Genomic DNA, 15680 nt, shown 5'->3' on the forward strand with positions numbered 1-15680 from the left:
TTACGCAGCCTTCTGGGCGGTCTTGGCGCGAATGCCGAGCAAATGGCTGATCGCGAATACGAGATCGGCGCGGTTCATGGTGTAGAAGTGGAAGGTGTCGACGCCGTGCTTGGCGAGCTTCTGCACCTGGCCGGCCGCGACGGTCGCGGCCACCAGCTTGCGCGTCTCGGCATCGTCGTCGAGGCCGTCGAATTTCGCGGCGAACCAGTCCGGCACGGTGGTGCCGGCGCGGGTGACGAAATTGCGTGCCTGCTTGAAATTGTGCATGGGCATGATGCCCGGCACGATCGGGATGTCGATGCCGCGGGCGCGGACGCGGTCGCGATAGCGGAAGTAGAGGTCGTTGTCGAAGAACACCTGCGTGATCGCGCGCGTCGCACCCGCATCGACCTTGGCCTTGAGCGTGTCGATGTCGGCGTCGAAATCGCGCGCCTCGGGGTGCTTCTCGGGATAGGCCGACACGCTCACTTCGATGTCGCCGTGCCGCTTCTTGATTCCGGCGACGAGGTCGGCCGAACTCTGGTAGCCGTCGGGATGGCTCGAATAGGGCGTGCCGATGCCGCCGACGGGATCGCCGCGCAAGGCCACGATGTGGCGGACGCCGACCTCGTGATAGCGGTCGACGATCTCGTCGATCTCGCCGCGCGAGGCGCCGACGCAGGTCAGATGCGCGGCCGGCAGCAGCGCGGTCTCCTTGAGGATGCGGGCGATGGTGGAATGGGTGCGCTCGCGGGTCGAGCCGCCGGCGCCATAGGTCACCGAGACGAATTTCGGCTCGAGCGGGGCGAGCCGCTTGATGGTGTCCCAGAGATTGCGCTCCATCTCCTCGGTCTTGGGCGGAAAGAACTCGAAGGAGATCGCAGGCCGCTTCAGGTGCCCGTGGGCCGTCGCAGGCGTCGTCACGTCAGTCATGGCACCACTCGCTCCAATTTCCGCCGGCCGTGGGGTCTAGCTTGGGAGGGCCTAAGATAAGGCAAAGGCAGTTTGGCCGACAGCCCATCGATGATGGGAAGTGGCCCACTAATGCTGGATATTGTGAAGTTTGATGCTGAATGGCCTTTATCGTGGGAAGGTAGGCCAGGTGGATGTAATGCATTGTTTTATAACAAATTTATCTGATTCAGGCGCCTTCAAAATGTCAATTTTGTTGGTGGGCACGATGAAGTTGTCGTGTTACGTAGGTAATCTGTCCCAACCGGCATCGTCCGCGACGACCCGCCCCTCCGTACCCTCTGACCTGCGCAGCCTGCCATTGCCGCCGCACGGCCCTTCGTTAGGTTAATGCGCCATGATCCCGCTCTCAGTCGTCGACCTCTCCGTCGTTACGACGGGCACCAAGCCAGCCGCGGCGCTGCGCAACAGCATCGATCTGGCGCGCCATGTCGATGGGCTCGGCTATCTCCGCTACTGGCTCGCCGAGCATCACAACCTCGCTTCCGTCGCGAGTCCCGCGCCCGACGTCATGATCGGGCAGATCGCAGCGGTGACGAAGCACATCCGCGTCGGGTCAGGCGGCGTGATGCTGCCCAACCACGCCCCGCTGGTGGTGGCCGAGCGCTTCAAGATGCTGGAGGCGCTGTTTCCCGGCCGAATCGATCTCGGCCTCGGCCGTGCGCCGGGCACCGATGGTGCGACGGCCTACGCGCTGCGCAGCCGGCTCGACCGGCGCGAGGGCGACGATTTCCTGGAGCGCCTGCACGAGCTGATTCTGTGGGAGACCCGCGAATTCCCTGCGGGCCACCCCTACAACAACGTCGTCGCGATGCCCGACGACACCAGGTTGCCGCCGATCTGGCTGCTCGGCTCCAGCGATTATTCCTCGGAACTGGCCGCACAAGTCGGCATGGGCTTCGCCTTCGCCCATCATTTCGCCACCCACGACGCGATCGATGCGATGATCCATTACCGCAATCGTTTTCAGCCCTCAGCTTGGCGTGCGAGCCCACATGCCATTCTCGCAGTCGCGGTCATTACGGCTGATACCGACGAGGAGGCGGAGAGGCTCGCCTCCTCCTTCGATCTCAACCGGCTGCGCCGTGACCGCGGTCAATATCTGCCATTGCCGAGCGTCGAGGAGGCGATCGCCTATCCGTACACGGACGCCGAGCGCACCTCGATCCTGCGCAACCGCTCGCGCCTGTTCGTCGGCAGTCCCGCGACGGTGCAGAAGAAGCTTCAGCCGCTGATCTACACCAGCAAGCCGGACGAGCTGATGGTGATCACCGCCGTGTACGACCACGAGGCGCGCAAAAAATCGTATTCGCTGCTGGCGGAGGCGTTCGGACTGGTCAAAAACGCAGCTTAAGCAACTCGTGCCCCGGACGCAGCGCAGCACGCAGCGGTGCGTTGCGGAGCCGGGGCCCCATCGCAGCTCTTGTCTCGCGACCCCTGGGTCCCGGCTCGCGCTTCGCGCGTCCGGGACACGCATTCAATCCTGCGTCTCGCTGAACGTCGCCCGGAACGGATGTCCCGGATACACGCCGACGATGCGGAATTCGCGCGAGAAGAATTTCAGCTCCTCGATCGCGAAGGCGAGACCCTTGTCATCGGGGTGGCCATCGACGTCGGCGTAGAACTGCGTGGCGAAGAAGTTGCCGTCGACCATGTAGCTCTCGAGCTTGGTCATGTTGACGCCGTTGGTCGCAAAGCCGCCGAGCGCCTTGTAGAGCGCGGCCGGCAAATTGCGCACCCGGAACACAAAAGTGGTGACCAGCGGGCCCGCGCCTTGGGGCGCCCATTTCGGCTCGCGTGCCAGCACCACGAAGCGGGTGGTGTTGTGCGCCTCGTCCTCGATATCCTCGGCGAGAATGTCGAGGCCGTAAATCTTTGCGGCGAGACGCGAGGCGATCGCGGCCACGGTCTCGTCCTTGCGCTCGGAGATGTCGCGGGCGCTGCCGGCGGTGTCGGCGTGCACGATCGGCTTGATGCCGAGCTTGCGGATGATGCGCCGGCACTGGCCGAGCGCATGCACATGGCTCTCGACGCTCTTGATGTCTTCGAGCCTGGTCCCCTTCACCGCCATCAGCTGGTGCCGGACCGGCAAGAACCATTCGCCGATGATGAAGAGGCCCGACGCCGGCAGCAAATGATGGATGTCGGCGACGCGGCCGGCGACCGAGTTCTCGATCGGGATCATGCCGAGCTCGGCTTCGCCCGACGAGATCGCCGACAGCGCATCCTCGAAGGTGGCGCAGGGCATCGGTTCGGCCTCGGGATAGGCCTCGGCGATGGCGATATGGGAATTGGCTCCAGGCTCGCCCTGGAATGCGATTTTCAGCTTGCTCATGTCTTGAAGTGCTCCTGCCCGGCCTTGTAGCAGCGGCTCAGGATTTGGAAAGGATGCTGCGGGCGGTTTCGAGGTCGGGCGGCGTGTCGACGCCGCGCGGTACGCTGTCGACGATCATGATATCGATGCGCATGCCGGCCTCCACCGCCCGCAACTGTTCAAGGCTCTCCTGGCGTTCGAGGGGCGAAGGCGGCAGCGACACGAACCGCTCCAGCGCCGCGCGGCGATAGGCATAAAGCCCGATGTGGTGGTATCGCGGTCCGTCGCCGTAGGGGGCTGTGGCGCGGGTGAAATAAAGTGCCCGCAGCCGCCTCGGCCCGATCGGCGAACCGATGGCCTTGACCACGCTCGGCGCGAGGTCCTCCTCCTTGGTGTGGATCTGCGAGGCCAATGTGACGATGTCGACCGCGGGGTCGTCGAAGGGCGGCAGCACCTCGCGGATCGTTGCCGGCGTGATGGTGGGAAAATCGCCCTGGAGATTGATCACGATCTCAGCCTTGCCCTCGGGATCGAGCTTCTGCATGGCCTCGTGGATGCGGTCGGAGCCCGACGGGTGGTCGGAGCGGGTCATCACGGCCTCGCCGCCATGGGCGGTGACGACCGAGGCGATCTCCGGCGTGTCGGTGGCCACCGCGACCCGGCCGATTGCAGCGGCTTCGGCCCGGCGCAGCACATGCACGATCATCGGCAATCCCGCGATGTCGGCGAGCGGCTTGCCGGGCAGGCGGGTGGCGGCCATGCGGGCCGGGATCAGCACCAGGATGCGGGGATCGATCATCGGGTCAAGAGCCTGGAAACGGGGCGTTTTCCGCGCCGAGAAATGGGGTGGGGACGGGCTGAAAGCCGGCTCGCTTATACGGGTTGCCAGACCCCGGGCAAACCGATATCTCAATGGCAAAACTCGGGGAAACAATAAGGAACGTTTTGATTCTCCCGAGGCTCGTCCTGGCGGCCGCTTGGGCCGCTGTTTCCTTCTTGCGGTGGGGCCTGGCCGGAAATGGACTCTTTCGAACTCAACAAGATTCTCGGTGCCGTGCTCGGCACCTGTCTCTTTCTGCTGGTGACGAGCTTCACCGCGAGCGCGCTGTTCTCCCCCAAGATGCCGGAAAAGCCGGGCTTTGAAATCGCTGTGAAGGAAGATGCCGGCCACGGCAAGGAAGGCGCCGCTGCGGCCGCACCGTCCGAGCCGATCGAGAAGCTGCTCCAGACCGCCTCCGTCGAGAAGGGCGCCGCGGCCGCCAAGAAGTGCGGCGCCTGCCACACGTTCGAGAAGGGCGGCCCGAATCGGGTCGGTCCGAATCTCTATGGTGTCGTCGGCGAGCCAAAGGGCCAGGGCCGTGGTGGCTTCAACTTCTCGGCCGCCATGAAGGCCAAGGGCGGCGACTGGACGTTCGATGACCTCAACAAGTTCATCGCCAATCCGAAGGGCTTCATTCCCGGCACCGCGATGGGCTTCGCCGGCATCCAGAAGGATTCCGAGCGCGCCGACGTCATCGCCTATCTGAACACGCTGTCGGAGCATCCGCAGCCGCTGCCGACAGCCTCGAAGTAAGGCCTCAAGCCCCGATTTTGGAAGATGCGGCCAGGCTGAAGAGCTTGGCCGTTTGCTTATCCAGGCCTCGCGGCCAGTTTATCGGGGCGTTTGGCCGCATCCGATCGGTCTCCGGCCTTCAAGATGAGGAAAAAGCAACACATATTCGGTCGAAACCTCGTCTATATTAGGAACTTAAAGGAGTAGTCTCCTTCAAGACAGGGATGTTGATTTGGCCATCACCCGACGCGATCTTCTGCTCACCGGCGCTGCGGCCGCAGCGCTCCCCGCTCTCGGTTCCGTGGCGGGCGTTCCCGTCGTCGTCGCGGCCGAAGCGCAGTCTTCCAATGAACTGCCTTGGCGCCATGCGCTGTCCCTGTTCGGAAAGGTCAAGTACCCCGCCGACTTCAAGCGCTTCGACTACGTCAATCCGGACGCGCCCAAAGGCGGCGTCGCGCGCCAGATCGCCGTCGGCACATTCGACAATTTCAACATCGTCGTATCAGGTGTGAAGGGGCAGGTCGCCGGTGCCGTCGCGCTGATCTACGAATCGTTGCTGACGGAATCCCTGGACGAGGTGTCGACCGAATACGGAGCTCTTGCAGAGTCGGTGAGCCATCCGGACGACTTCTCCTTTGTGATCTACCGGCTGCGGTCCGAAGCCAAATGGCACGATGGAAAGCCAGTCACGCCGGAGGACGTGATCTTCTCGCTCGATTCCTTCAAGAAGCATCACCCGATGTATTCGGCCTATTACAGCCATGTGGTGAAGGCCGAGAAGGTCGGCGAGCGCGAGGTGAAGTTCGTCTTCGATGCGCCGGGCAACCGCGAACTGCCGCAGATCGTGGGCCAGCTTAGAGTGCTGCCGAAGCATTGGTGGGAGGGGACTGACGCCCAGGGCCGTAAGCGCGATGTTTCCACCACCACGCTCGAAATTCCTCTCGGCTCGGGTCCCTACAGGATTAAGGAATTCGTCGCCGGACGGTCGATCGCGCTGGAGCGCGTCAAGGATCATTGGGGTCGCGATCTCGCCACCAATGTCGGCCGCAACAATTTCGACGAACTGCGCTATGAGTACTTTCGCGACGCTACCGTCGCGATCGAGGCGTTCAAGGCCGACCAGGTCGACTGGCGCACCGAGAACAGCGCGAAGAACTGGGCGACGGCTTATGATTTCCCGGCCGTAACCGAGAAGCGCGTGCTGCTCGAAAAGTTTCCGACTCGAAGCTCCGGCATGATGCAGGCTTTCGTGCCGAACCTGCGCCGTGCGAAGTTCAGTGACCCCCGCTTGCGTCGTGCGCTCAACTACGCGTTCGATTTCGAGGAAATGAACAAGCAGCTCTTCTATGGTGAGTATTTCCGTGTCCGCAGCTACTTCGATGGTCTAGAGGAACTGATGGCGACCGGATTGCCGCAGGGCAGGGAGCTCGAGATTCTCGAAACTGTCCGCGCCGAAGTTCCACCAGAGGTGTTCACGACTGCTTATTCCAATCCGGTCGGAGGTAACCCGGAGGCAGTCCGCGAAAATCTTCGCGAGGCGATCCGCCTGCTGAAGGAGGCCGGCTACGAGGTGCGCGATCGCAAGCTGATCGACACCAAAACGGGATCGCAGCTCGCTTTCGAGCTGTTGACCGCAGAACCTGCCTTTGAAAGGGTGATGCTGTTCTACAAGCCTTCGCTGGAGCGGCTTGGCATTGCCGTCAGCATACGGACGATCGATCCCACCCAGTACGAGAACAGAATGCGGGAATGGGACTTCGATATCGTCACAAAGTCCTGGGGCGAGTCATTGTCTCCGGGCAATGAGCAGCGCGAACATTGGGGCTCCAAGGCCGCCGATATGGCCGGTTCGGACAACATCGCCGGTATCAAGAATCCGGCCATCGACAAATTGATCGATTACGTGATCTTCGCCAAGGACCGAGAGCAACTCGTCGCTGCGACCAAGGCTCTGGACCGCGTGTTGCTGTGGAATCACTACGTGATTCCACAATGGAACTATCCTTTCCAGCGCACTGCGCGCTGGGACCGTTTTGGACGGCCGGCCGAGTTGCCGAAATACGGTGCGTCCGGCTTCCCGTTCGTCTGGTGGTACGACGCAGACAAGGCGGCGCGGATCGCAAAGAAGTCGTGAAGGACATTCCCCGCATGACGCAGATGTCACGCCGCCATGTGCTGGCCTTGGGTGTTGGCGGCGCCCTCGGGGCGTCCATTGGTGCGCCGTTGCGCAGTGCGTGTGCATCGGAAGCGGGGACCGACGCGCACGGCATCTCTGCGTTCGGCGATCTCAAATATCCCGCCGATTTCCACCATTTCGACTACGTCAATCCGTCTGCGCCGAAGGGCGGCACGTTCTCGCTCATCCCATCGACGAGGTCGTATAACCAGTCCTACCAGACCTTCAACTCGCTCAACGCCTACATCCTCAAGGGCGATGGCGCGCAAGGCATGGACATGACGTTTTCGCCGCTGATGGTGCGCGGCAGCGACGAGCCGGACGCGATGTACGGACTTGCCGCAAAATCCGTGCAGATATCGCCGGACAGGCTGGTCTATCGCTTCACGATGCGGCCGGAGGCGAAATTCCACGACGGCACCAGGCTCACCGCCCACGACGCGGCGTTTTCGCTGACAACGCTGAAGGCCAAGGGCCACCCGCTGATCATCGTGCAGATGCGTGACTTCGTGAACGCGGAAGCCATCGACGACGCGACGCTCGTCGTCACCTTCGCCAAGGGACGCGCCCGCGACGTGCCGCTCTATGTCGCCGGACTGCCGATCTTCTCGAAAGCCTATTATGCGTCCCGGCCGTTCGATGAATCGACGCTGGATATTCCGCTCGGCTCCGGTCCGTACAAGGTCGGCAGGTTCGAGGTCAATCGCTACATCGAATTCGAGCGGGTCAAGGACTGGTGGGCCGCCGATCTGCCGGTTTGCCGCGGCAGCTACAATTTCGATGTCGTGCGCTACGAGTTCTATCGCGACCGCGACGTCGCCTTCGAAGGTTTCACCGGCAAGAGCTATCTCTATCGGGAAGAATTCACCTCGCGCATATGGGCAACGCGCTATGACTTTCCGGCCGTGAAGGATGGCCGGGTCAAGATGGAGGTCGTGCCCGATGACACGCCCTCCGGAGCGCAAGGCTGGTTCATCAACACGCGACGCGACAAATTCAGGGATCCGCGCGTGCGCGAGGCCCTGATCAACGCTTTCGATTTTGAATGGACCAACAAGACCATCATGTACGGCGCCTATGCCCGTACGGTGTCGCCATTCCAGAACTCGGACCTCATGGCAGGCAATACGCCGCCTTCGCCGGAAGAGCTGAAATCGCTGGAGCCGTTTCGCGGCCAGGTTCCGGACGACGTTTTCACCGCACCGTTCACGCCTCCGGTCACGGACGGCTCCGGGCAGGACCGCAGCCTCTTGCGCAAGGCGCAGCAACTGCTGAGTGAGGCGGGTGTGCCGATCAAGGACGGCAAGCGGATGCTGCCGAATGGCGAGGTCTTCAAGATCGAGTTCCTGTTGGATGAGCCTTCCTTCCAGCCGCATCATGCGCCCTACATCAAGAATCTCGCGACGCTCGGTATCGAAGCGAACGTGCGCCTCGTCGATGCGGTGCAATACAGGGCGCGTCAGGATGACTTCGATTTCGACATGACGATCCAGCGCTTCAGCATGTCCGCGACGCCGGGCGACGCCATGCGCTCGTTCTTCTCCTCGCAGGTCGCGAACACCAAGGGCTCGTACAATCTCGCGGGCATCGCCAGCCCGGCCATCGACGCCATGATCGAAAAAATCATGGCGGCTGACAGCCGCGAAGAGCTGACCGTCGCCTGCCGCGCTTTTGATCGCCTGTTCCGCGCCGGCCGCTACTGGGTACCGCAATGGTACAACAAGACGCACCGGCTGGCCTATTGGGACCAGTTCGGCCATCCGCAGAAGCTGCCGCGTTATGCCAACGGCGTCGGCGCGCCCGACATCTGGTGGCATGAACCCGCCAAGGCGGCCAAGCTCGAGCAGGCAAAATAGCCATGAGTGCCTATATCGCCCGCCGCATCCTCCTGATGATCCCGACGCTGCTCGGGATCCTCTTCGTGTCCTTCATCGTCGTGCAGTTCGCGCCGGGCGGCCCGGTCGAGCGTGTGATCGCGCAGCTCTCGGGCGCCGACACCGGCGGTACCTCGCGCATCTCTGGCGGCAGCGATTTTGCGCAGCGCGCTCCCGGGCAGGTCGGTGCCGGCGCCGATGCCATCAACTCCAAATACCGCGGCGCGCAGGGGCTCGACCCCGATTTCATCAAGAAGCTGGAGGTGCAGTTCGGATTCGACAAGCCGGCACCGGAACGCTTCGCGCTGATGGTTTGGAATTTCGCCCGTTTCGATTTCGGCAAGAGCTATTTTCGCGACGTCAGCGTGATCCAGCTGATCAAGGAGAAGCTGCCGGTCTCGATCTCGCTGGGGATCTGGCTGACACTGATCACCTATCTGATCTCGATCCCGCTCGGCATCCGCAAGGCGATGAAGGACGGTACGCGCCTCGACACCTGGACATCGACCGTCCTCGTGCTCGGCTATGCCATTCCCGGATTCCTGTTCGCCATTCTTCTGATCATCCTGTTCGCCGGCGGCTCCTTCTTCAACTGGTTTCCGCTGCGCGGGTTGACGTCAGACGGGTGGTCGGAGTTTCCCTGGTATTGGAAGATCATCGACTATTTCTGGCATCTGACGCTGCCGCTGATCGCCATGGGCCTCGGCGCGTTCACCACCATGACGTTCCTGACCAAGAACTCGTTCCTTGACGAGATCCGCAAGCAATACGTCATGACCGCGCGCGCCAAGGGGTGCAGCGAGAACCGGGTGCTGTACGGCCATGTCTTCCGCAATGCGATGTTGATCGTGATCGCCGGCTTCCCCGGGACCTTCATCCACGCCTTCTTTTCAGGCTCGCTTCTGATCGAGACCATCTTCTCGCTGGACGGGCTGGGGCTGCTCAGCTTCGAGAGCGTGCTCAACCGCGACTATCCCGTGGTGTTCGGCACGCTTTACATCTTTTCGCTGGTCGGTCTCGTGATCAACCTGATCTCCGACCTGACCTATATGTGGATCGACCCCCGGATCGATTTCGAGGCGCGGGAGGTCTGATGACGCTGGCCGCCCCAACGACGCCGATCGAAACCACGGCGAAATCGCCGCTCGGCGATTCGGTGCCGATCACGCGCAAGCCGTTCGTGCCTTCGCCGCTCAACAGGCGCCGGTGGCAGAACTTCAAGGCCAACCGCCGTGGCTACTGGTCGTTCTGGCTCTTCATCGGCCTGTTCGTGGTGTCGCTGTTCGCCGAGCTGATTGCCAACGATCGGCCCTTCCTGATCAAGTTCGACGGCCGGCTCTATTGGCCCGCCTTCGTGACCTATTCGGAAACGACCTTCGGCGGCGATTTCGAGACGGCGGCCGACTATCGCGATCCGTACTTGCAGAAGCTCATCAAGGACAAGAACGGCACAATCGTCTGGCCCCTGATCCGCTATTCCTACGATACTCACAATCTCGATTTGCCGACGCCGGCGCCGTCGCCGCCGACCTGGATGTTGACGGAGAAGCAGTGTCAGCCGGTGGTGGAGAAGAAGGGGCTGAAGAGCTGCCGCGACCTCGAATATAACTGGCTCGGCACCGACGATCAGGGTCGCGACGTGGTGGCACGACTGATCTATGGCTTCCGCATCTCGGTGCTGTTCGGACTTTGTCTCACGATCGTCTCGTCCGTCATCGGCATCGCGGCGGGGGCGGTGCAGGGCTATTTCGGCGGCCGGGTCGACCTCATCTTCCAGCGCTTCATCGAGATCTGGACGGCAATTCCCTCGCTCTACCTTCTCCTGATCCTGTCCTCGGTCCTCGTGCCCGGCTTCTTCGTGCTGCTCGGCATCCTGCTGCTGTTCTCCTGGGTCTCGCTGGTCGGTCTGGTGCGGGCCGAGTTCCTGCGCGGGCGCAACTTCGAATACATCCAGGCGGCGCGGGCGCTCGGCGTCTCCAACCCGGTCATCATGTTCCGCCACCTGCTGCCGAACGCGATGGTCGCGACCATGACGTTCCTGCCTTTCATCGTGTCGAGTTCGGTGATGACATTGACGGCGCTCGATTTCCTGGGCTTCGGCCTGCCGCCGGGATCGCCTTCGCTGGGCGAATTGCTGTCGCAGGCCAAATCCAACGTGCAGGCACCCTGGCTCGGTTTCTCCGGCTTCTTCTCGGTCGCGATTATGCTGTCGCTACTGATCTTCATCGGCGAAGCCGTGCGCGATGCCTTCGATCCGCGCAAGACGTTCAGGTAGGCCGATGGACGCAATCAACCAGCCCCTGCTCAGCGTGCGCGACCTTTCGGTGGCCTTCCACCAGGGCGGCGCCACCACGCTCGCGGTCGACAAGGTCTCGTTCCAGATCAAGCGCGGCGAATGCGTGGCGCTGGTCGGCGAATCCGGTTCCGGCAAGTCGGTCAGCGCGCTCTCGATCCTGAAGCTGTTGCCCTATCCGAACGCGTCGCATCCCTCGGGCAGCATCCGCTTCAAGGGACAGGAGCTGATCGACCGGTCCGAGCAGAAGATGCGCGAGATTCGCGGCAGCGACATCTCCATCATCTTCCAGGAGCCGATGACCTCGCTCAATCCGCTGCACACGATCGAGGCGCAGATCGGCGAGATCATCCAGCTGCACAATCCCACCAGCAATGCCGAGGCGCGCAGGCGGACGCTGGAATTGCTGACGCAGGTCGGCATTCCCGAGCCCGAGACGCGGCTGAAGAGCTATCCGCACCAGCTCTCCGGCGGCCAGCGTCAGCGCGTGATGATCGCGATGGCGCTCGCCAACGAGCCGGACCTTCTGATCGCGGACGAGCCGACGACGGCGCTCGACGTCACCGTGCAAGCGCAGATCCTGGCGCTGCTTGCCGAGATCCGTTCGCGGCTCGGCATGAGCCTGCTGTTCATCACCCACGATCTCGGCATCGTTCGCCGCATCGCCGACACCGTCTGCGTCATGAAGGGTGGCGTGGTCGTCGAGCAGGGACCGGTCGAGCAGGTCTTCAAGACCCCGAAGCATCCCTATACGCGCGACCTGCTCGCGGCGGAGCCGAAGCCCGATCCGGCGCCGCCGCAGCCGGATGCGCCGGTGGTGATGTCGGCCAATGATCTCAAAGTCTGGTTTCCGATCAAGCGCGGTTTGATGCGCAAGACGGTCGGCCACATCAAGGCCGTCGATGGCGTCAGCGTCGCCGTGCGCAAGGGCGAGACGCTCGGGGTCGTCGGCGAATCAGGCTCGGGCAAGACCACGCTGGGTCTCGCCCTGCTGCGGCTGATCTCCTCGGACGGGCGCATCGTGTTCCTGGGCAAGGACATCCAGGGCCTGCGCTTCAAGGAGATGCGGCCGTTCCGGCGCGACATGCAGATCGTGTTCCAGGACCCGTTCGGCTCGCTCAGCCCCCGCATGTCGGTGGCCGACATCATCGCCGAAGGCCTGTCCGTGCATCAGCCGAAGCTGTCGCGCGAAGAGCGCGAGGGGCGCGTCGTCAAGGCGCTGGAGGATGTCGGGCTCAATCCGGATACGCGCTTCCGCTATCCGCATGAATTCTCCGGCGGCCAGCGCCAGCGCATCAGCATCGCGCGCGCGGTGGTGCTGGAGCCGGATTTCGTCGTGCTGGACGAGCCGACCAGCGCGCTCGACATGCTGTTCCAGGCGCAGATGGTCGACCTCTTGCGCGAGCTCCAGCGCAAGCGCGATCTCACCTACATGTTCATCTCGCACGATCTGCGCGTCGTCGCTTCGCTCGCCAGCCATCTCATCGTGATGCGCGGCGGCAAGGTGGTCGAGGAAGGCCAGGCCGCCGAGCTGTTCAAGAATCCGAAGACGGATTACACGCGCGCGCTGTTCGCGGCCGCGTTCCGGCTGGAGACGGCCGGGAATGGCTCGGTCGCGACGTAGCTGTCGTCATTGCTGGGACTGCGACCAGTCCGTCGAGGGGCGGAGGCGAAATGCTCGGAGGCGTTGAGGCGCCGCCTCGGCGTCGCCTCAAATCCTGCCGCGGATGCAGGTCCGCAATCGCGGCGTCATCTGCAGTGATAGCGGCGACCGTCTCGACCGATGTAGGTGCTCGTTGCTGGATCGTAGGATCGGTAGCGCTCCGCGCAGGAACGTGAGGCGGCGCCGTCCACGCGAGCCAGGGCGTTGTCCACTCCCTGCGCAGGAGCCGCGCCATCGGGCAACTCGAGGCCTATCCGACCTGCCGGCGTCAGTGTGCCATTCAGGTTGCGATTGGGGTACTCGGCCTCGTACGTATCCGGATGGCTGCTTGCAAAGCCAGACTGCGCGTAAGCGGTGCTCAAGGTCAGGCCCGACAGCAAGGCCGCGGCAGCGAGAATCTTCAGTCCAGTCATAGTCGATCTCCATCACCAGCCGGTGCATCGTGCTGCCGGCGCGGTTGAGATGTGGATCGACATGGTGCGGTCAACAAGCTCGCTGTGACCCCATACTTGCTGCCCGGCCCAATGCTGTCGTTCAAACACAGAAAGCGTCGTGTGTTTGTGGAACGAGAGGCAGTGGTCGAGGGAGGCCCGCTAGAGTCGCTTGATCGCGGTGACCTCGCTGCCGGCCTGCCTGATCCGCGCAATCGCGGGCTCGATCGGCTCGACCACGGTCGCCATGTGATATGCATTGGCGTGAACCATGGTGCTGGCATCTCGGACGATGGCGACATGGCCCTTCCAGAAGATCAGATCGCCGCGCCGCAAGCTGCCTCGCTCATGAGGTTCCAGCGTGCGGCCGAGTCCGGCCAGCTGCATGTCGCTATCGCGCGGGCAGCCGATGCCTGCGGCGGTCAGCGAGATCTGCACGAGGCCCGAGCAGTCGATGCCGAGGCTGCTCTTGCCGCCCCACAGGTAGGGCGTGCCGACGAAGCGCTCGGCCACCGACACGAAATCTGCCTCGCGATGATCGAGCGGGACGAGATGCGTCCCCGGTAGAAATCTCCCGTCGCGTGTCACGGCGAAAGAGCCGTCCTCGCGCGCCACGGCAATCTTCGAGCCCATCACGAGCGTGTCGGCCGGCGGCAGTTTGATCGAGGGACCGGGGAACGCGAACGTTCGCAGCGCGCCCACCTTGTGCGTGGGCGCAGCCGTCGGTTTCACGAGCGCCGCGTCGGGAAGCCAGCCGACATAGCCGTCGCCATTGAGCTGACCCCAGGCCCACCCCTCGCCGTTGCGGTCGTAGACCGTGACGCGCTCGCCGCGCAGCGCTTCCGTCATCAGCATGGCGTTCGAGGACGGCTGCTCGCGCACCGGTGCGATCGCCTCGACCACCTCGAATTCCTCGCCGGTGACGAAGCGATCCGCCTCGACCTTGCCTTCGAGATATTTCGCGGCGAGGTCGCCCCGCGCCGGCGTCAGACGTGGATCATGTTTGGGATCATGCATAGCGCTCGCTCAGCAATGTGTAGAGGGCGCGAGCGGCCTGGCACTCGCCGCCTTCGGGCCGCGCCGGCTTCGCCGACGGCGTCCAACCATAGATGTCGACATGCAGCCAGCTTCCGGCGTGCTCGACGAAGCGTTGCAGGAACAGCGCGCAAGTGATCGAGCCGGCGAAGCCGCCGGACGGCGCATTGGTGATGGTGGCCGTCTTGGAGTCCAGCCAGGCGTCGTAAGGCGGCCACAGCGGCATGCGCCACAACGGATCGTTCTCCTTCGCCGCGCAGCGCGCGACGTCGGCGGCCAGCGTCTCATCATTGGTGTAAAAGGGCGGTAAATCCGGCCCCAGTGCGACGCGCGCCGCGCCCGTCAGCGTGCCCAGATCGATCAGCAGCTCGGGCTTCTCCTCGTCTGCCAGCGCCAGCGCGTCGGCGAGGACGAGCCGGCCTTCCGCGTCGGTATTGCCGATCTCGACCGTGACGCCCTTGCGCGAGGTGAAGATGTCGAGGGGGCGGAAGGCGTTGCCGGCGACGGCGTTCTCCACGGCCGGGATCAGCACGCGCAGCCGCACCTTCAGCTTCGCGTCCATCACCATGCGCGCGAGCGCCAGCACGTTGGCGGCGCCGCCCATGTCTTTCTTCATGATCAGCATGCCGCTCGACGGCTTCAGGTCGAGTCCGCCGGTGTCGAAACACACGCCCTTGCCGACCAGCGTCACCTTGGGATGATCGGGATCGCCCCAGCCGATGTCGATCAGCCGCGGCGCACGGCTGGAGGCCATGCCGACGGCGTGGATCAGCGGGAAATTCGTCTTCAGATCGTCGCCGACGGTGCAGGCGAAGCTCGCGCCGAACTCGGTTGCGAGCGCCTGCGCGGCTGCGGCGAGTTCCGCCGGGCCCATGTCGTTGGACGGCGTGTTGATGAGGTCGCGCGCCAGCATTGCGGCATCGGCGATCCGCTCGATCTCGGCTGCGTCGACACCGTCAGGCGGTACCAGCCGGACCTCCGGGCGATCGGCCTTGCGATAGCGGGCGAAGCGGTAGCACCCCAGTGCGAAGGCGAGCGCCGTCAGCCGCGGATCGTGCGGCGCGTTGGCAAAGCGATAGGTTCCCGGCGGCAACAGGCCGGGCAGGGCCCCGGGTCGGAACAGGTCGCGCGATCTTGCACCTTCATCCTCGAGGCCGAACAGCACCTGAGCAATCGTCCCGTCCGGCGCGGGAAGTGCCAGATAGCCGCCCGGCTTGGCGGCAAAGGCGCTTGCGGCGGCGAACTGGCGCTGCGCCGGGGGCAGCGTCTCGGCAATCTGATCCCAGCTCGACTTGGTGACGAAAGTGATCGGGATGGCGGTGGGCGACGTCTCGAAGACAGAGGGCATTGGCGGGTCCGGATCGTCAGATCAAGCGGGGTCATGCGAACCG

The 15680-nt window shown here is 63.6% G+C and carries 13 protein-coding genes; 7 read left to right on the plus strand and 6 right to left on the minus strand.

Translation table 11 applies throughout. The features are described 5' to 3' along the window. Complete coding sequence (gene metF / locus ABIF91_RS20930) at positions 1 to 912, minus strand: methylenetetrahydrofolate reductase [NAD(P)H] (RefSeq protein WP_035671451.1); 912 nt, start codon at positions 910 to 912, stop codon at positions 1 to 3. Positions 913 to 1288: 376 nt separating this feature from the next. Between metF and ABIF91_RS20935 the strand changes: the two genes are divergently transcribed. Beyond that, positions 1289 to 2305: an LLM class flavin-dependent oxidoreductase gene (locus ABIF91_RS20935; protein ID WP_028177298.1), complete on the plus strand. Its 1017-nt coding sequence runs from the start codon at positions 1289 to 1291 to the stop codon at positions 2303 to 2305. A 123-nt stretch (positions 2306 to 2428) separates the two neighbouring features. On the opposite strand, the gene ABIF91_RS20940 is transcribed toward ABIF91_RS20935, so the two are convergent. After that, entirely contained in the window at positions 2429 to 3286 is an 858-nt protein-coding gene (locus ABIF91_RS20940; RefSeq protein ID WP_028177297.1) for a prephenate dehydratase, read from the minus strand. Positions 3287 to 3323: 37 nt separating this feature from the next. Then, positions 3324 to 4064: a 3-deoxy-manno-octulosonate cytidylyltransferase gene (locus tag ABIF91_RS20945; RefSeq protein ID WP_028177296.1), complete on the minus strand. Its 741-nt coding sequence runs from the start codon at positions 4062 to 4064 to the stop codon at positions 3324 to 3326. Positions 4065 to 4283: 219 nt separating this feature from the next. On the opposite strand from ABIF91_RS20945, the gene ABIF91_RS20950 reads away from it, so the two are divergent. The 6 genes from ABIF91_RS20950 to ABIF91_RS20975 all read left to right on the plus strand — a co-directional run bounded on the left by ABIF91_RS20950 (position 4284) and on the right by ABIF91_RS20975 (position 12784). Beyond that, positions 4284 to 4838, plus strand: coding sequence for a c-type cytochrome (locus tag ABIF91_RS20950; protein ID WP_028177295.1), 555 nt, complete (start codon positions 4284 to 4286; stop codon positions 4836 to 4838). 211 nt (positions 4839 to 5049) lie between these two features. Beyond that, positions 5050 to 6951, plus strand: a complete 1902-nt coding sequence (locus ABIF91_RS20955; protein ID WP_028177294.1) for an extracellular solute-binding protein — start codon at positions 5050 to 5052, stop codon at positions 6949 to 6951. Positions 6952 to 6965: 14 nt separating this feature from the next. Then, positions 6966 to 8849: an extracellular solute-binding protein gene (locus ABIF91_RS20960; RefSeq protein WP_028177293.1), complete on the plus strand. Its 1884-nt coding sequence runs from the start codon at positions 6966 to 6968 to the stop codon at positions 8847 to 8849. A 2-nt stretch (positions 8850 to 8851) separates the two neighbouring features. Next, positions 8852 to 9961, plus strand: a complete 1110-nt coding sequence (locus ABIF91_RS20965) for a microcin C ABC transporter permease YejB (RefSeq protein WP_028177292.1) — start codon at positions 8852 to 8854, stop codon at positions 9959 to 9961. Continuing rightward, entirely contained in the window at positions 9961 to 11142 is a 1182-nt protein-coding gene (locus ABIF91_RS20970) for an ABC transporter permease (RefSeq protein WP_028177291.1), read from the plus strand. The genes ABIF91_RS20965 and ABIF91_RS20970 overlap by 1 nt, the downstream gene beginning before the upstream one ends. A 4-nt stretch (positions 11143 to 11146) precedes the next feature. After that, on the plus strand, positions 11147 to 12784 hold the full coding sequence (locus tag ABIF91_RS20975; RefSeq protein WP_028177290.1) for an ABC transporter ATP-binding protein: 1638 nt from the start codon (positions 11147 to 11149) through the stop codon (positions 12782 to 12784). Positions 12785 to 12909: 125 nt separating this feature from the next. Here the strand turns inward: ABIF91_RS20975 and ABIF91_RS20980 are convergent, their stop codons facing one another. The 3 genes from ABIF91_RS20980 to ABIF91_RS20990 all read right to left on the minus strand — a co-directional run bounded on the left by ABIF91_RS20980 (position 12910) and on the right by ABIF91_RS20990 (position 15637). Continuing rightward, positions 12910 to 13236 carry a BA14K family protein gene (locus tag ABIF91_RS20980; RefSeq protein WP_035671463.1) on the minus strand — a complete coding sequence of 109 codons (327 nt, stop codon included), beginning with the start codon at positions 13234 to 13236 and terminating at the stop codon, positions 12910 to 12912. A gap of 180 nt (positions 13237 to 13416) precedes the next feature. After that, positions 13417 to 14271, minus strand: a complete 855-nt coding sequence (locus ABIF91_RS20985) for an NlpC/P60 family protein (protein WP_028177289.1) — start codon at positions 14269 to 14271, stop codon at positions 13417 to 13419. Continuing rightward, positions 14264 to 15637, minus strand: coding sequence for a leucyl aminopeptidase family protein (locus ABIF91_RS20990; RefSeq protein ID WP_028177288.1), 1374 nt, complete (start codon positions 15635 to 15637; stop codon positions 14264 to 14266). The genes ABIF91_RS20985 and ABIF91_RS20990 overlap by 8 nt, the downstream gene beginning before the upstream one ends. Positions 15638 to 15680: the final 43 nt, after the last annotated feature.

Source organism: Bradyrhizobium sp. USDA 241, assembly GCF_049739505.1.
GTDB classification, from domain to species: domain Bacteria; phylum Pseudomonadota; class Alphaproteobacteria; order Rhizobiales; family Xanthobacteraceae; genus Bradyrhizobium; species Bradyrhizobium liaoningense.

Coding starts and splice junctions, on each gene's coding strand:
- metF (WP_035671451.1), bottom strand. CDS start 912: ATGACTGACGTGACGACGCCTGCGACGGCCCACGGGCACCTGAAGCGG.
- ABIF91_RS20935 (WP_028177298.1), top strand. CDS start 1,289: ATGATCCCGCTCTCAGTCGTCGACCTCTCCGTCGTTACGACGGGCACC.
- ABIF91_RS20940 (WP_028177297.1), bottom strand. CDS start 3,286: ATGAGCAAGCTGAAAATCGCATTCCAGGGCGAGCCTGGAGCCAATTCC.
- ABIF91_RS20945 (WP_028177296.1), bottom strand. CDS start 4,064: ATGATCGATCCCCGCATCCTGGTGCTGATCCCGGCCCGCATGGCCGCC.
- ABIF91_RS20950 (WP_028177295.1), top strand. CDS start 4,284: ATGGACTCTTTCGAACTCAACAAGATTCTCGGTGCCGTGCTCGGCACC.
- ABIF91_RS20960 (WP_028177293.1), top strand. CDS start 6,966: ATGACGCAGATGTCACGCCGCCATGTGCTGGCCTTGGGTGTTGGCGGC.
- ABIF91_RS20965 (WP_028177292.1), top strand. CDS start 8,852: ATGAGTGCCTATATCGCCCGCCGCATCCTCCTGATGATCCCGACGCTG.
- ABIF91_RS20970 (WP_028177291.1), top strand. CDS start 9,961: ATGACGCTGGCCGCCCCAACGACGCCGATCGAAACCACGGCGAAATCG.
- ABIF91_RS20975 (WP_028177290.1), top strand. CDS start 11,147: ATGGACGCAATCAACCAGCCCCTGCTCAGCGTGCGCGACCTTTCGGTG.
- ABIF91_RS20980 (WP_035671463.1), bottom strand. CDS start 13,236: ATGACTGGACTGAAGATTCTCGCTGCCGCGGCCTTGCTGTCGGGCCTG.
- ABIF91_RS20985 (WP_028177289.1), bottom strand. CDS start 14,271: ATGCATGATCCCAAACATGATCCACGTCTGACGCCGGCGCGGGGCGAC.
- ABIF91_RS20990 (WP_028177288.1), bottom strand. CDS start 15,637: ATGCCCTCTGTCTTCGAGACGTCGCCCACCGCCATCCCGATCACTTTC.